The organism is Streptosporangiales bacterium (assembly GCA_009379955.1).
GTDB lineage: Bacteria > Actinomycetota > Actinomycetes > Streptosporangiales > WHST01 > WHST01.
In genome coordinates this window covers 1-14,137 of sequence record WHST01000034.1, presented here as the reverse complement: position 1 = coordinate 14,137, position 14,137 = coordinate 1, and the positions used below count along the sequence as shown (strand labels likewise).

The 14,137-nt window shown below is 71.6% G+C and carries 12 protein-coding genes and 1 pseudogene; 11 read left to right on the top strand and 2 right to left on the bottom strand.

Features of this window, described 5'->3' with window-relative positions:
• Positions 1-67 precede the first annotated feature (67 nt).
• The 10 genes and pseudogenes from GEV10_12585 (at position 68) to GEV10_12540 (ending at position 11,370) form a co-directional block, all read left to right on the top strand.
• Positions 68-1,423, top strand: a complete 1,356-nt coding sequence (locus tag GEV10_12585; protein ID MQA79292.1) for an ArgE/DapE family deacylase — start codon at positions 68-70, stop codon at positions 1,421-1,423.
• Entirely contained in the window at positions 1,423-2,379 is a 957-nt protein-coding gene (locus tag GEV10_12580) for a hypothetical protein (GenBank protein MQA79291.1), read from the top strand. Before GEV10_12585 ends, GEV10_12580 begins: the two co-directional genes overlap by 1 nt.
• A gap of 103 nt (positions 2,380-2,482) precedes the next feature.
• Entirely contained in the window at positions 2,483-3,940 is a 1,458-nt protein-coding gene (locus GEV10_12575; GenBank protein ID MQA79290.1) for an ABC transporter substrate-binding protein, read from the top strand.
• Complete coding sequence (locus GEV10_12570) at positions 3,937-4,890, top strand: ABC transporter permease subunit (GenBank protein MQA79289.1); 954 nt, start codon at positions 3,937-3,939, stop codon at positions 4,888-4,890. Before GEV10_12575 ends, GEV10_12570 begins: the two co-directional genes overlap by 4 nt.
• Before the next feature lie 112 nt (positions 4,891-5,002).
• Complete coding sequence (locus tag GEV10_12565; GenBank protein ID MQA79288.1) at positions 5,003-5,881, top strand: ABC transporter permease subunit; 879 nt, start codon at positions 5,003-5,005, stop codon at positions 5,879-5,881.
• Positions 5,878-6,699: an ATP-binding cassette domain-containing protein gene (locus GEV10_12560; GenBank protein MQA79287.1), complete on the top strand. Its 822-nt coding sequence runs from the start codon at positions 5,878-5,880 to the stop codon at positions 6,697-6,699. The genes GEV10_12565 and GEV10_12560 overlap by 4 nt, the downstream gene beginning before the upstream one ends.
• Positions 6,696-7,469 (top strand): ATP-binding cassette domain-containing protein, encoded by a 774-nt coding sequence (locus tag GEV10_12555; GenBank protein MQA79286.1) that lies wholly within the window; start codon positions 6,696-6,698, stop codon positions 7,467-7,469. Before GEV10_12560 ends, GEV10_12555 begins: the two co-directional genes overlap by 4 nt.
• A gap of 122 nt (positions 7,470-7,591) precedes the next feature.
• Entirely contained in the window at positions 7,592-7,783 is a 192-nt protein-coding gene (locus GEV10_12550; protein MQA79285.1) for a hypothetical protein, read from the top strand.
• Positions 7,750-8,871: a beta-hexosaminidase gene (locus tag GEV10_12545; GenBank protein MQA79284.1), complete on the top strand. Its 1,122-nt coding sequence runs from the start codon at positions 7,750-7,752 to the stop codon at positions 8,869-8,871. The genes GEV10_12550 and GEV10_12545 overlap by 34 nt, the downstream gene beginning before the upstream one ends.
• Positions 8,872-9,021: 150 nt before the next feature.
• Positions 9,022-11,370, top strand: a pseudogene (locus GEV10_12540) (FHA domain-containing protein).
• A 333-nt stretch (positions 11,371-11,703) separates the two neighbouring features.
• Here GEV10_12540 and GEV10_12535 read toward each other — a convergent pair.
• Positions 11,704-12,702 carry a hypothetical protein gene (locus GEV10_12535; protein ID MQA79283.1) on the bottom strand — a complete coding sequence of 333 codons (999 nt, stop codon included), beginning with the start codon at positions 12,700-12,702 and terminating at the stop codon, positions 11,704-11,706.
• A 147-nt stretch (positions 12,703-12,849) separates the two neighbouring features.
• On the opposite strand from GEV10_12535, the gene GEV10_12530 reads away from it, so the two are divergent.
• Complete coding sequence (locus GEV10_12530) at positions 12,850-13,995, top strand: glycosyltransferase (GenBank protein MQA79282.1); 1,146 nt, start codon at positions 12,850-12,852, stop codon at positions 13,993-13,995.
• 4 nt (positions 13,996-13,999) lie between these two features.
• Here the strand turns inward: GEV10_12530 and GEV10_12525 are convergent.
• Positions 14,000-14,137: IS630 family transposase (locus GEV10_12525; GenBank protein ID MQA79281.1), on the bottom strand; the 138-nt coding region annotated here is incomplete at its 5' end.

The window sequence follows — 14,137 nt, the reverse complement described above, 5'->3', positions numbered from 1 at the left end:
CACGGATCGCCACACTTCGGTAGGAACCGCGCGTCACCGACACCCTCCGTTGATCTACGCTCGCCTGGTGGCCAGTCAAGGGGAGGACCCCGCGAACGAGCCCGCCGCACAGTCGAGCGGCTGGCCTGGCGTCGACCTCGCCGAGGTGGTGGAGCTCACCCGCCGCCTGGTCCGGGTGCCGAGCGTGCACGACCCCGCCCGCAAGCGCTCCGAGGCACCCGCGGCCGCGGTCGTCGCCGAGACGATGCGGCAGTTCGGCTGGCAACCGGTCATCGAGGAGATCGAGCCCGGCCGGCCCAACGTCCACGCGGTGATCGACGGCGGCTCGCCGGGACCCACCCTGCTGTTCGAGGGGCACACCGACGTCGTCAGCGAGGCACCCGAGGACGCGTGGTCCGTCCCGCCGTTCTCCGCCGAGGTGCGTGACGGCCGCCTCTACGGTCGCGGCAGCGCGGACATGAAGTCCGGACTCGCCGCGATGCTGCACGCCGCTCGCGCCATCGAGCGCGGCGGACCGTTCCCCGGCCGGCTCAAGGTGGCCGCGCTGTGCGACGAAGAGGGCATGATGCTGGGCGTCAAGCACTTCGTCGCCCAGGGACACGCGGCCGACTGCGACGCCGCGATCGTCGGCGAGCCCGAGGCAGAGGAGCTGTGCACCACCTCCAGGGGCAGCATCAGGCTGCGGATCGACATCCGCGGCCGGATGGCCCACGGCGCGATGCCCGACCAGGGCGCCAACCCGATCCCCGTCCTCGGCCGGCTGCTCGTCTGGGCGGCCGCGCACGAGGCCGAGCTGCGACGCAGGCACGGTCGCCACCCGACCCTCGGCACGGTCACCGTCACCCCCACGGTCATCGGCGGTGGCGACCTCGCCCAGATGAACGTCTCGCCGACCGACGGCGTGCTGGCGCTCGACGTGCGCACCATCCCCGGTGTCGACCACGCCACGCTCATCGGCGAGATCGCGTCCGCGGTCGAGGAGTACGCGTTCGTCGGCTGGGTCGGCGGCGGTGTCACGGTGCTCGACGACCGGCCGGCCACCGAGACTCCCGAGGACTCCCCGGTCGTGCGGGCCGTGTTCGCCGGCCACCGCGACGTCACCGGCATCAATCCGCAGATCGGCGGCGTGCCCGGCGCCACCGACGGCACCATCCTGTGGCGCGACGCGGGTCTCCCCGTCGTCGTCTACGGCCCCGGCGACAAGTGGATCGCCCACCAGGCCGACGAGCACGTCGAGGTCGACGACATCATGCGCAAGACCGAGGTGTACGTCCGCGCGGCCCACCACTTCCTTGGCGACCCGCACGCGATCCGGGAGCGACCCGACCAGACGCCGCCGGAGCAGCCCGCACCGGAACAGCCCGCGCCGCAGCAGGGCTCGAAGCGCAAGCAGCGCAGGGCCGACGGCGGTCGCGCGACCTGATGAACGGACGGTTCGCCGTCGGCCACCACCATCGGATCGGCGACGGCTGGCTCACCGGCACCACGGTGGTCCTGTGCCCGCCGGGCACGGTCGGCGGCGTCGACCAGCGCGGTGGCGCTCCCGGCACGCGCGAGACCGACCTGCTCGAACCCCGCAACCTCGTCGACCGCGTCGACGCCGTGGTGCTCAGCGGCGGCAGCGCGTACGGCCTCGACGCTGCATCGGGGGCGATGCACTGGCTCGCCGAGCGCGGCCGGGGCTGGCCGGTGGGTTCCGATCCGTCGCTCGTCGTGCCCATCGTGCCCGGCGCGGTGATCTTCGACCTCGACCTCGGGAAGCACGGCCACCGGCCCGACGCCGAGTTCGGCCGCCTGGCCTGCGAGGCCGCGGAACCGGTGACGGCCGACCGGCCGCCGGCACGGGGCGTGGTCGGCGCCGGAGCCGGCGCGACCGTCGGTGGCCTGAAGGGCGGCGTCGGGTGGGCCGTCCTGCGCACCGAGGGCGCCACCGTCGCGGCGCTGGCCGTGGTCAACGCGGTCGGCTCCGCCGTCGACCCCGTGACCGGGCGCCTCTACGCCGACCTCGACCACACCCTGGCGACGCCGCTCCCGGCGGAGCGCGACCGGCTACCGAAGCCGAAGGACCGTCCGCTCAACACCACGCTCGGCGTCGTCCTCACCGACGCGACGCTCGACAAGGCGCAGTGCCAGAAGGTCGCGGCCATCGCCCAGGACGGGCTGGCCAGGGCGATCCGTCCCGCACACACGATGTTCGACGGCGACACGGTCTTCGCGCTGTCGTCCTGTGACGTCGGGATCGACGACGTGCGAGCGTACGACCGGCTGCTCCGCGTCGCCGCCGACGCGTTCAGCTTCGCGGTGCGCGACGCGGTAGTCTCCGCTTCGTCGGTGGGCGGGCTGCGGTCCTATCGCGAGATCTGCCCGTCGGCCTTCTGACGGCCCGCAGGGAGGTCCAGTGCAGGTGCGACGCGGCCGGACTCGGCGGGACCCGGGTACCCACGGCCTCCTGCGGCGCAGAGTGGCACTCGCCCTCACCGGCGTGACCCTCGCCGCGACGGCGGCCTGTGGCGGGTCGGGCGACGACACCGCCGCCGACTCGACGGTGACGATCGGCGCCACCGCGGAGCCCTCGACACTCGACCTCACCACCACGTCGGTGGCGGCGATCCCGCAGGTGCTGCTCTACAACGTCTACGAGACGCTCGTGAAGGTCGACGAGACCGGCAAGGTCGTCCCGTTGCTGGCGGAGAGGTACGACCTCTCGAAGGACCGGAAGACCTACACGTTCACGCTGCACTCGGGCGTGACGTTCGGCAACGGCAAGGAGCTGACGCCCGACGACGTCGTGTTCAGCCTCGACCGGGTACGCGCGAAGGACTCCAAGCACCCGTTCAAGGCCCAGATGGCGCCGGTCGAGTCGGTCGAGGCGAAGGGTGACGACCAGGTCGTGGTCACGCTGAGTCGGCCGAGCAACGCGTGGCTCTACGACATGACGAGCTCGACCGGCGCGATCCTCGACGAGGACGCGGTCGGCGACCTCGCCACGAAGCCGGTCGGCACCGGTCCGTACACCATGCAGCGCTGGAGCCGGGGCACGAGCATTACGTTGCAGCGCAACGAGAAGTACTGGGGCGACAAGCCATCCGTCGCCACCGTGGTCTTCCGCTACTTCGACGACCCGAACGCGATGAACAACGCGATGCTCGCCGACGACCTCGACATCATCAGCAACGTGCAGGCGCCCCAGACGCTGAAGCAGTTCGACGACACGTCGCGGTTCACCGTCACCGAGGGCACGACCAACGGCGAGGTCGTCCTCGGCATGAACGACTCGCGAGGTCCGCTGAAGGACGAGCGCGTGCGCCGCGCCATCACCCACGCGATCGACCGTGAGGCGCTGGTGAAGACCGTGTGGGCGGGCCACGGCAAGCTGCTCGGCAGCATGGTGCCGCCCACCGACCCGTGGTACGAGGACCTCGCGGACACCCACCCGTACGACCCGGCGAAGGCCAGGCGGCTGCTGAAGGAGGCCGGGCAGGAGAACCTGAAGCTGACGATGAAGCTGCCGACCCTGCCCTACGCGACCGCGTCCGGGCAGTTCATCGCTGCGCAGCTGAAGAAGGTCGGCATCGAGTGCGACGTCAGCGAGCTGGAGTTCCCCGCCCGCTGGATCGACGTCGTGTTCACCCAGGCCGACTACGACCTCTCGATCGTCTCCCACGTCGAGCCGCGCGACATCGTGCAGTACGGCAATGCCGACTACTACTGGCGTTACGACGACGCCCGGGTGCGCTCCTGGCTCGCCGCTGCCGACCGTGGCACGCCCGAGCAGCAGGTGACGTACATGCGCCGGGTGGCGGAGCGGATCTCTACCGACGCCGCGAGCGGGTGGCTGTTCCTGCTGCCCAACCTCATCGTCGCCAAGAAGGGCGTCACGGGTTACCCGCGCAACGCCGTGTCGTTGTCCTTCGAGGTCGCGAAGCTGAAGAAGGTATGACCGGTCTGCTCCAGGCCGTCCGGCGGCTGATCGTCTTCGTCGCGAGCCTGTGGGTCGCCTCCGTCGCGACGTTCACCCTGTGCGCGGTGCTGCCGGGAGATCCCGCGCGCATCCTGCTCGGGCTGCGCGCCACGCCGGAGGCGGTGGAGCAGCTGCGCAGCCAGCTCGGCACGGATCGGCCGTTCCTCGTGCAGTACCTCGACTGGGTCACCGGCCTGCCGTTCGGCGACTTCGGCACGTCGTACGTCTCCCGCACCGACGTCGGCGGCCAGCTCGCCGAACGGCTCGGCGTCACGCTGTCGCTCGTCGTCCTCGGCATGCTGTTGGCGCTCGTCCTGGCCGTGCCGCTCGGCACCCTCGCCGCGCTCGGTCACCGCAGGATCAGCGGCACGCTCCTCTCCGCGCTGAGCCAGGCGGGCATGGCCGTGCCGGCGTTCTGGGCGGGCATCCTGCTCGTGTTCGTGTTCGCCGTGAAGCTGCGGTGGTTCCCGGCCAACGGGTACGTGCAGTTCACCACCGACCCGCTCGACTGGCTGCACCACCTGGTGCTGCCGGCGCTCGCGCTCGCCCTCGTGCAGGGCGCCGTGCTCAGCAGGTACGTGCGCTCGTCGGTGCTCGAGATCATGCGCGAGGACTTCATCCGCACCGCGCGGGCCGTCGGTCGCACGACGGGAGGCGCGCTGCTGCGACACGGGCTGCGCAACGCGGCGATCCCGGTGCTCACCGTCCTCGGCCTGCAGCTCACCACGCTGCTGGTCGGCGCGATCGTGGTGGAGAACGTGTTCGCCCTGCCCGGCCTCGGCCGGCTCCTGCTGCAGGCAGTCTCGGCGCGCGACATGCTCGTCGTGCAGGGCGCGGTGATGCTCCTCGTCTGCTTCGTCCTCGTCGTCAACCTCGTCGTCGACCTGCTCTATACCGTCGTCGACCCGCGGCTGCGAGGTGCGCGATGAGCACAGGAGCTGACGAGCGAGCCGCAGGTAGGGGTCGCGATGCGCGGGTGACCGGGCAGGGCACTGTCGCGGCACCTGCCGGAGGCGAGCGAGGAAGCGGGTGCGTGGGCCTATGACCACAGGGGGCCCCGACCTCGCGCTGACCGACCTCGCCGGCACCGCTCCCGATGCCGAGCGCTCGCGGCGGGGGTCCCTGATCGTCGGCGCTGTCCTCGTCGGGCTCACGGTGGTGAGCGCGCTGGCGTCGTTCGCCCTGCCGATCGACCCGAACGACGTCGACCCGGCCCGCGTGCTCGCCTCACCCGGACCCGAGCACCTGCTCGGCTCCGACCAGCTCGGCCGCGACGTGCTCACCCGCCTCATGTACGGCTCGCGCATCACGCTGCTCATCGGCATCATCGCGGTCACGGTGGCCGGCGTCGTCGGCATCCCGCTGGGGATCGTCGCCGGCATGCTGCCGCCCTGGGCGACAGAGCTGGTCATGCGCGGCAACGACATCCTCTACGCGTTCCCCGCCCTGCTGCTCGCGGTCGTGTTCGCCGCGGCGTTCCGGCCGTCGATCGTCACGGCCATGGTCGCGGTGGGCATCGCGACGATCCCGGTGTTCGCCCGGCTCACCTGTGCGGCCACCCTGCAGGTGATGTCGCGCGACTACGTCGTCGCGGCGCGTGCGAGCGGGTGCGGCCCGCCGTCGATCGCGTTCCGCCACGTCCTGCCCAACGTCATGCCGGTCGTGCTCGTGCAGACCTCGGTGGCGTTCGGCATCGCGATCCTCGCCGAGGCCGCGCTCTCGTACCTCGGCCTGTCGACGACGCCGACGGCGCCCACCTGGGGACGCATGCTTCAGGAGGCGCAGACGTACCTCTTCACCGCACCGCAGCTCGCGCTGTGGCCCGGCCTTGCGATCGCCTTCGCGGTGCTCGGGTTCAACCTGCTCGGCGACGGCCTGCGCGACGTCCTCGACCCGCGGCTCGAGGACGTCCGCCCGTGAGTGCCCTCCTCGAGATCACCGGCCTGTCGCTCCGCATCGGCGGCACGCCGGTACTGGAGGACGTGAGCCTCACGGTCGGCGCGGGCGAGCGCGTCGGGCTCATCGGGGCGTCGGGCTCCGGCAAGTCCATGACCGCGCTCGCCGTCATGGGACTGCTGCCCGAGCGCAGCCGCACGACCGGGTCGGTCATGCTCGGCGGGCGCGAGCTGCTCGGCCGCGACGAGAGGCGGATCGCGTCGCTGCGCGGCGCGGAGATGGCCATGGTCTTCCAGGAGCCGATGACCGCGCTCGACCCGCTGATGCCCGTCGGCCGGCAGGTGGCGGAGGTCGTGCGCCTGCACCGCCGGGTGACCGCCGCCGCGGCGAGGTCCGCCGCCCTGCGACTGCTCGAGGCCGTCCAGCTGCCGCGCGCCGCCACCCTGTTCCGGGTCTATCCCCACCAGCTCTCCGGCGGCCAGCGGCAACGCGTCGTGCTCGCGATGGCCATGGTCAACAACCCCGGGCTGCTCATCTGCGACGAGCCGACGACCGCGCTCGACGTGACCGTGCAGGCCGCCGTGCTCGACCTGCTGCGCGGACTCGTCACCGAGCACCAGACCTCGCTGCTGTTCATCACCCACGACCTCGCGGTCGTGTCGCAGATGTGCGAGCGCGTGGTCGTGATGCGCGCCGGACGGGTCGTCGAGACCGGCGACGCCGCGCAGGTCTTCGCCCGTCCCGCGCACCCGTACACCGCGGGCCTGCTCGCGGTCTCCGACCTCACGACGGTGCCGCCGCGCAGCCGTCTCACCGCGCCGGCCGAGGGCGGTGGCCCATGAACCAGCCGCTCATCGAGGTACGCGACGTCGCCCGCGTGTTCCGTTCCCCGCTGTTCAGCGCCCAGCCGCCGGTCCACGCGCTCCGCGGCGTCAGCCTCGACGTCGCGGCCGGCGAGACGTTCGGCATCGTCGGCGAGTCGGGGTCGGGCAAGAGCACGCTCGGCCGGCTGCTGATGGGCCTCGACCGGCCGACCAGGGGCACGATCACCTTCGCGGGCAGGCGCATCGACACCGGCGCCAACCTGCCGTTCCTGCGGCGCCAGATGCAGCTCGTCTTCCAGGACCCGATGGGCTCGTTCGACCCGCGCATGCGCGTGCACGACATCGTGCGCGAGCCGCTGCACGGCCTCGGCGTGCCCGGCGACCACCGGCACCGGGTGCACGAGGTGCTCGACGCCGTCGGCCTCCCGCCCGACGCGGCACGCCGCTACCCGCACCAGTTCTCCGGCGGCCAACGCCAGCGCATCGCCATCGCCCGCGCGCTCGCGCCCCGTCCGCACGCGCTCATCGCCGACGAACCGGTCTCCGCGCTCGACGTGTCCGTCCGCGCGCAGATACTCGACCTCCTGGTCGACCTGACCCGCGTGTACGGGCTCACCCTCCTGCTCGTCTCGCACGACCTCGCCGTCGTCCGCTACCTCACCGACCGCGTCGCGGTCATGCGCGACGGCGAGATCGTCGAGACCGGGCCGACCCAGCAGGTGTACGCGAGCCCGCGCGACCCGTACACCGCGCAGCTGATCGCGGCGATACCCAGGCTGCGGCGCTGAGGCGCTGTCCTGCGACGATGAGAGCCGCCGTCGACCCCCGGAGGTCTCCGCACCTATGCGCCGCGCGTTCGTCGCCGTCCTCGTGACCGCCGCTCTGGTGGCCGGCAGTGCCTGCTCGGCCGGTGCCGACGAACCGGAGCCACCGGACACGACCCTCGCGACCAACCCGTCGCCCGCTCCGTCGACGCCGACGCCGACCGCCACGGCGACGGACGCCGTGCCCGGTGGGTGGGGCCCGTCCGCCGACGAGCTGGCCGACGCGCAGCGCCGGGTCGCCGGGATGTCGCGCAAGGAGAAGGTCGGCAGCCTGCTGATGCCGCAGTTCGCCGGACGGTCGGCCACCGACGTCACCTCCGACGAGGCGAGCACCAACAGCCAGACGCTCGGTGTGCGGAGCATGGCGCGGGCGGTCACCAGGTACCACCTCGCGGGAGCCATCGTGATGAGCCCCAACATCACCGACGCCCGGCAGGTCAAGCGACTCAACGACGGGCTCGCCGCGGCCGCGAGGAAGAGCTCCGCCAACACCGACCTGCCGATGATCATCGGCATCGACCAGGAGGGCGGCATCGTCCAGCGCGTGAAGGACGGCGCGACGACGTTCCCGCCCGCACGCACGATCGGGAAGACGGGCAGGCCGGGCAACGCCAGGCAGTTGGCCTTCGACAACGGCACCGAGCTGCGCGCGATGGGCTTCACCCTCGACTTCGCACCCGTCGCCGACGTCGGCTTCGACAGCCCCGCGATCGGCAGCCGCGCGTACGCCGCCGGGCCGAAGGCTGCGGCCGCCATGACGACCGCGGCGGTCGACGGCTACCGCGAGGCGGGCATCGTCCCGGTGGTCAAGCACTTCCCCGGCCACGGCAGCGCCGGCGGCGACAGCCACGAGGAGCTGCCCGCGGTGACCAGGTCCACGGCGCAGCTGAAGAGGATCGACCTCGTCCCGTTCCGGGCCGCGATCGCCGACCGGGTGCCCGCGGTGCTCAGCGGCCATCTCGACGTCCGCGCCGTCGACCCGGGCACCGCGTCGTCGGTGAGCAGGAAGGTCGTCACCGGCATGCTGCGCGACGACCTCGGCTTCCGCGGCGTGACGTTCACCGACTCGCAGCTGATGGAGCCCATCGTCGGGAAGTTCGGCGCGGGCGAGGCGGCCGTGCGCTCCGTCCTCGCCGGCGAGGACGTCGTCCTGATGCCCGCCGACCTCGGCGCCGCGTACGACGCGCTCCTCGACGCCGCGGCGTCCGGCCGGATCACCGAGAAGCGCCTCGACGACGCGGTGACGCGCGTCACCGCCCTGCGCCTCTATGCCAAGCGGATCGGCGCCGACCGACCCTCGTGGTCCGAGGTGCCCTGGGCGAAGCACCGTGCCCACGTCCGCGCCGTCATCGCTGAGGCAGGCTGACGCCACTCCTACGCGCCCGCCTTCTCCCTCACCTACGGCAGGAACCGTGGACGGGCCACAGCGTGGTGCGGTCGCGTCACGGTCCCTACCTCCGATGAGCTCGTCGAGCTCCTGCGCTGTGACCCGACGCTGGTAGCGTTCCGGGCTGTGGTGAACTACCCGAACCAGCAGCCGGCGTACCCCCAGCCCGGTCCCCCCGGTCGTCAGGCGCCAGGAGCCGACTCGCTCCTCGTCCTCGTCGACGGCAACACGACGGAGTACCGGCCCGACCAGGCGGTCCTCATCGGACGCAGCCCCGACTGCACGGTCGTGCTCGACGACCCGCGGATCTCGCGCCACCACGCACAGGTGCAGTACGAGGAGGGCGGCTGGACGCTGCGCGACCTGGGCAGCAGGAACGGCAGCTTCGTCGGCCCGACCCGGGTCGTCCGGCTCAGCGTCGCCGAGCCGAGCGCGGTGCGGTTCGGCAACCCCTCGAACGGCGCGCTGGTCGTCCTCCAGCCGATGACCGAGGGCACGACCGCGTACGGACCCGGCCCCGTGGCCGCACAGGCCGAGGCCCCGCAGTTCGGCACGCGCGAACCGTCGTCGACGCACCGGGTGGCCACCCGCGCGCGCCTCGGCCGGGCACCGGACAACGAGGTGGTGCTCTCCGACCTGCTCGTGTCGCGCCATCACACGGAGGTGCGCAGGACCCCGCAGGGCCTCGAGGTCATCGACCTCGGCAGCCGCAACGGCACGTATCTCAACGGCCAGCGGGTCTCGCACGCACCGTTCGGGCCCGGCGACCTGCTCTCCGTCGGCCACCACCAGTTCGTCGTACGCGGCGACGAGCTCGTCGAGTACGTCGACGAGGGCCGGGTGTCGCTCAGCGCCGAGAACCTCTCGGTCGTCGTCGACAACGGCAAGGTCATCCTCGACCACGTCGGCTTCACCCTCGACGAGTGCAGCCTGCTCGCGGTCGTCGGCCCGTCGGGTGCCGGCAAGTCGACGATGCTCAACGCCCTCACCGGTGCGAGGCCGGCGCAGACCGGACGCGTGGTCTACGAGGGTCGCGACCTCTACGACAACTACGAGGACCTGCGCCACCGCATCGGACTCGTCCCGCAGGACGACATCCTGCACCGCAAGCTCACCGTGCAGCGCGCGCTCGACTACGCCGCCGCGCTCCGGTTCCCCGACGACGTGAGCGCACAGGAGCGCAACCACCGGGTCGCCGAGACCTGCGCCTCCCTCGGCCTCACCGAGCACATGGCGAAGCGGATCGACAAGCTGTCCGGCGGGCAGCGCAAGCGCGTCTCGCTCGCGCTCGAGCTGCTCACCCGCCCGTCGCTGCTGTTCCTCGACGAGCCGACGTCGGGCCTCGACCCCGGTCTCGACAAGCAGGTCATGACCGAGCTGCGCAGCCTGTCCGACGGCGGTCACACGATCATCGTGGTCACGCACAGCGTGCTCAACCTCGACCTGTGCGACCGCGTGCTGCTGCTCGCCCCCGGAGGGAAGACCGCGTACTTCGGCCCGCCCGGTCAACCGCTGCTCGACCACTTCGGGGTGAACGACTACCCGTCGGTGTTCCTGATGGTGACCGAAGAGCCCGAGCGCTGGCAGCACACGTACCGCGCCTCCCCGCTCTACCGGCAGTACGGCGGCGGGTCCGAGTCGCGGAACGCCTTCGAGCGCGGCTCGATGGCGAAGGCGATGGCCGCGCCACCACGGCAGCAGAACATCTTCAAACAATTCTGGATCCTGTGCCGGCGCATGCTCTCCGTCGCCTTCTCGGACAAGCCGTACGCCGCCTTCATCCTCGGCCTGCCCGTCGTGCTCTCCCTGCTCGCCCATGCCGTACCCGGCGACAGCGGCCTCGCGGTGCCCGAGGGGTTGATCAAGCGGAGCATCGAGCCCGGGCAGCTGCTGGTCGTCCTGGTCATCGGCGCCGCGTTCACCGGCACGGCGGTGGCGATCAGGGAGCTCGTCGGCGAGGCCGCGATCTACCGGCGAGAACGCTCGGTCGGGCTGTCGCCGTCGGCATATCTCGGCAGCAAGCTGTTCGTCTTCGGTGTGATCAACGTGGTGCAGACGGTGATCCTGCTGCTCCTCGGGCTCGCCGGCCGCGACTTCCCGAAGGATCCCCTCATCCTGCCGTTCGGCTGGTGGGAGCTGACGGTCGCGATCGCCCTGCTCACGATCACGTCGACGGTGCTCGGCCTGTTCGCGTCGTCGCTGGTGACGAGCAGCGAGCAGACGATGCCGGTGCTGGTCATCATCGTGATGACGCAGCTCGGCCTCTGCGGCGGCCTGTTCGAGGTCGTCGGCCGCAACGGGCTGGAGCAGTTCACCTGGCTCATCCCGTCCCGCTGGGGCTACGCCGCCGCCGCGGCCACGGTCGACCTGCGCACGATCACACTGATCGATCCGAAGGACGCGTTGTGGAACCACAACACCAGCCAGTGGCTGTTCGCCATCTGTGTCCTGCTGCTCCAGGCCGTCGTGCTCGTCGTGGCCACGCGGATCGCGCTCGAGCTCCGCGAGCCGTCGCGCCGCAACCGCGCCAAGGCCGTGGCACCGGCCGGCCCGCCCGCCGGCCACGCGCCCGCACCTGACTGGGGCCCGCCGACCGGGCAGATCTCGATGCCTCCGCAGGGGCCGCCGCCACCGGGACCGCCGCCGGGACCGCCGCCACGGATGCCCGCCCCCCAGGGGCCGCCGCCCGGCTGGGGCGATCCACCGCAGGGACCGCCGCCACAGGGACCGCCGCCGGGCTGGGGACCCGGCGGACCGCAGGGCCCGCCACCACAAGGTCCGCCGCCGGGTCCGCCGCCCTGGCGCTGACGGTCAGACGCGGGTCTCGACGTCGTCCACCGGCCAGCCGTACGACCGCAGAGCCGTGAGCACCTCGTCGCGCTTGGGGCGCAACGGCACCCAGACCAGCTGCTTGCCGTGGTGGTCGCGCAGCCGCACCCACCGCCTGCCGGCCTGCCCGGACGCGATCGACGACCGCTGGACGGTGCTCGCCGACAGCGAGCCGTACTTGACGGCGAGCCGGTCACGGTCGACGGTGACCGTCGCACGGGACAGCCGCACCATCAGGAACGAGCCGCCGACGAGGGCGCCGACGAGCAGGAGGATGGCCACGACGACGGCGGTGGCCGATACCCAGCCGGGCGTGCCGAACGTGACCGCGGCGCCGACGAGCGTGAACACCGCCACCAACGCCAGCAGGACCACCGTCGTGAGCACGGGCTTCGACGGCACCGTCCTGGTCCGCCCGTCGCGCACCATGATCTCGTGACCGGCCGGCGCCGGTGCCGTGGCCAACGAGGGCTCGGCGGCGGTGGGCGGCTGGATCACGGCGCTGCTGCCCGGCGGCTGCCACGGCCAGCCGTGTGCCAGCGCCGCCTCGCCCACCTTCTCGACGTCGAACCGGCCGAGGGCGATCGAGCCGTTGTCGCCACCCGGGCCGACCACGTAGAGGTGCGGCTCTCCGTTGAGGTCGCGTACAGCGAGCAGATGGCCGTCCACCCTGGTGAGCTCGCTGCCGTCGCCGCGCTGTCCGACGACGGCGGAGATCCTGTCGGCCCGCACCTCGAGCCGGTCGGGTAGCCGGGCGGCGCGCTTCGCGACCACACGCTTGAGGAACGGCAACTGCACGAGCGTGAGTGCGACGAGGATCGCGCCCATCCACCACTCGAGCGCGACCCCGATCATGACGTCGAAGGACAGCACGAGGATCATGCCCACCACGAGACGTGCGATGGGTATCGTGACCGGCTTGGCGGCAACGACTGTTATATTCCCGATCGGAGCGGGCGGGTATGGTTCCTGCTGGCTCATACGTTCCTTCGCTGTCGTAGGGTGGCAGCGCTTCGACGGTACCGTCTGCAGGTACGGTGCCAAGGCGACGTGGCCGGATCCGGACGAACCACCGCCGACCACCGTCCACCCACTCGACATCCATCCACGAGAGGCCACGACCCGGTCATGAAGATCCGGTTCCTCATGCTCAGCGCCTACAACGTCGGCGGCGCGATCAGGTCGATGCTCAACCAGGCCAACGCCCTCGCCGAGGCCGGCCACGACGTCGAGGTCGTCAGCCTGTTCCGGCGGAACAAGCGCCCCGCCTTCCACGTGGACCGTCGCATCACGATGCGCACCCTCATCAACGAGCGGCGCGGGCCCCGCCATCGGTTCATCTACGGGCTCCTCGCCCGCTACGGGAGCCGCGCGATCCCGAAGGACGAGCCTCGCTACACCAGGTTCAGCCTCGCGAGCGATCTCGTGCTGCGGCGCTACCTCGGCAGCCTTCGCGACGGCGTCGTGATCGCCGGGCGGCCCGCACTGAACATCGTCGTGGCACGCTACGCCCCGTCGGGGGTCGTGCGGATCGGTGAGGACCACCTCAACTTCCGCACCTACCGGCCGGGACTCGTCGCCGCCATGCGTAAGTGGTACCCGAAGCTCGACGCCGTCACGGTGCTCACCAAGGAGACCGCCGCGGCGTACGAGCGGGAGCTCGGCCCCGGCGTCAGGACCGAGCTACTGCCGAACATGGTGCCGACCGCGGGCGCCGCCCGCGCGCCGCTGGACAACCGCGTCATCGTCGCCGCGGGCAGGCTGACGAAGCAGAAGGGCTTCGACCTGCTCATCGACGCCTACGCGCGGGTCGCCCGCAGGCATCCCGACTGGGAGCTGCGCATCTTCGGCAGCGGCATCCTCAAGGACGACCTCGCGAAGCGGATCGCCGACAAGGACCTGACTGGCCACGTCCGGCTGATGGGCCAGACCAAGAAGCTCCACGACGAGCTGGCGGCGGCCTCGATCTACGTGCTCAGCTCTCGTTTCGAGGGCTTCCCGATGGTGCTGCTCGAGGCGATGACGCACGGACTCCCCGTCGTCGCGTACGACTGCTACACCGGTCCCGCCGACATCCTCACCGACGGGTACGACGGCGTCCTCGTGAAGCCGCGCGACCGGCGCGCGCTCGCCAGGGCACTCTCGGACCTGATCGCCGATCCGGACCGCAGGCGCGCACTCGGCGCCCACGCGCTGGAGACCGTGGCGGAGTACGACACCTCGCGCATCACGCCGAAGCTGGCGAAGCTCTTCGCCGACCTCGGCGCGCGCTGACCCCCTAGTGTCGCCCGCCGGAAATTCGTGTGATATATCGTGCGAGGGAGTCGAGGATTTCCTCCGCGGTCTTCTTCCACACGAACGGTTTCGGGTCCTCGTTCCACATCTTGATCCATTCGCGGACGTCTTTCTCCAGTGC

Excerpts from the sequence above, each read along its gene's own strand:
- GEV10_12570 (MQA79289.1), top strand. The coding sequence starts at position 3,937 with ATGACCGGTCTGCTCCAGGCCGTCCGGCGGCTGATCGTCTTCGTCGCG.
- GEV10_12565 (MQA79288.1), top strand. The coding sequence starts at position 5,003 with ATGACCACAGGGGGCCCCGACCTCGCGCTGACCGACCTCGCCGGCACC.
- GEV10_12580 (MQA79291.1), top strand. The coding sequence starts at position 1,423 with ATGAACGGACGGTTCGCCGTCGGCCACCACCATCGGATCGGCGACGGC.
- GEV10_12530 (MQA79282.1), top strand. The coding sequence starts at position 12,850 with ATGAAGATCCGGTTCCTCATGCTCAGCGCCTACAACGTCGGCGGCGCG.
- GEV10_12545 (MQA79284.1), top strand. The coding sequence starts at position 7,750 with ATGTCGCGCAAGGAGAAGGTCGGCAGCCTGCTGATGCCGCAGTTCGCC.
- GEV10_12555 (MQA79286.1), top strand. The coding sequence starts at position 6,696 with ATGAACCAGCCGCTCATCGAGGTACGCGACGTCGCCCGCGTGTTCCGT.
- GEV10_12535 (MQA79283.1), bottom strand. The coding sequence starts at position 12,702 with ATGAGCCAGCAGGAACCATACCCGCCCGCTCCGATCGGGAATATAACA.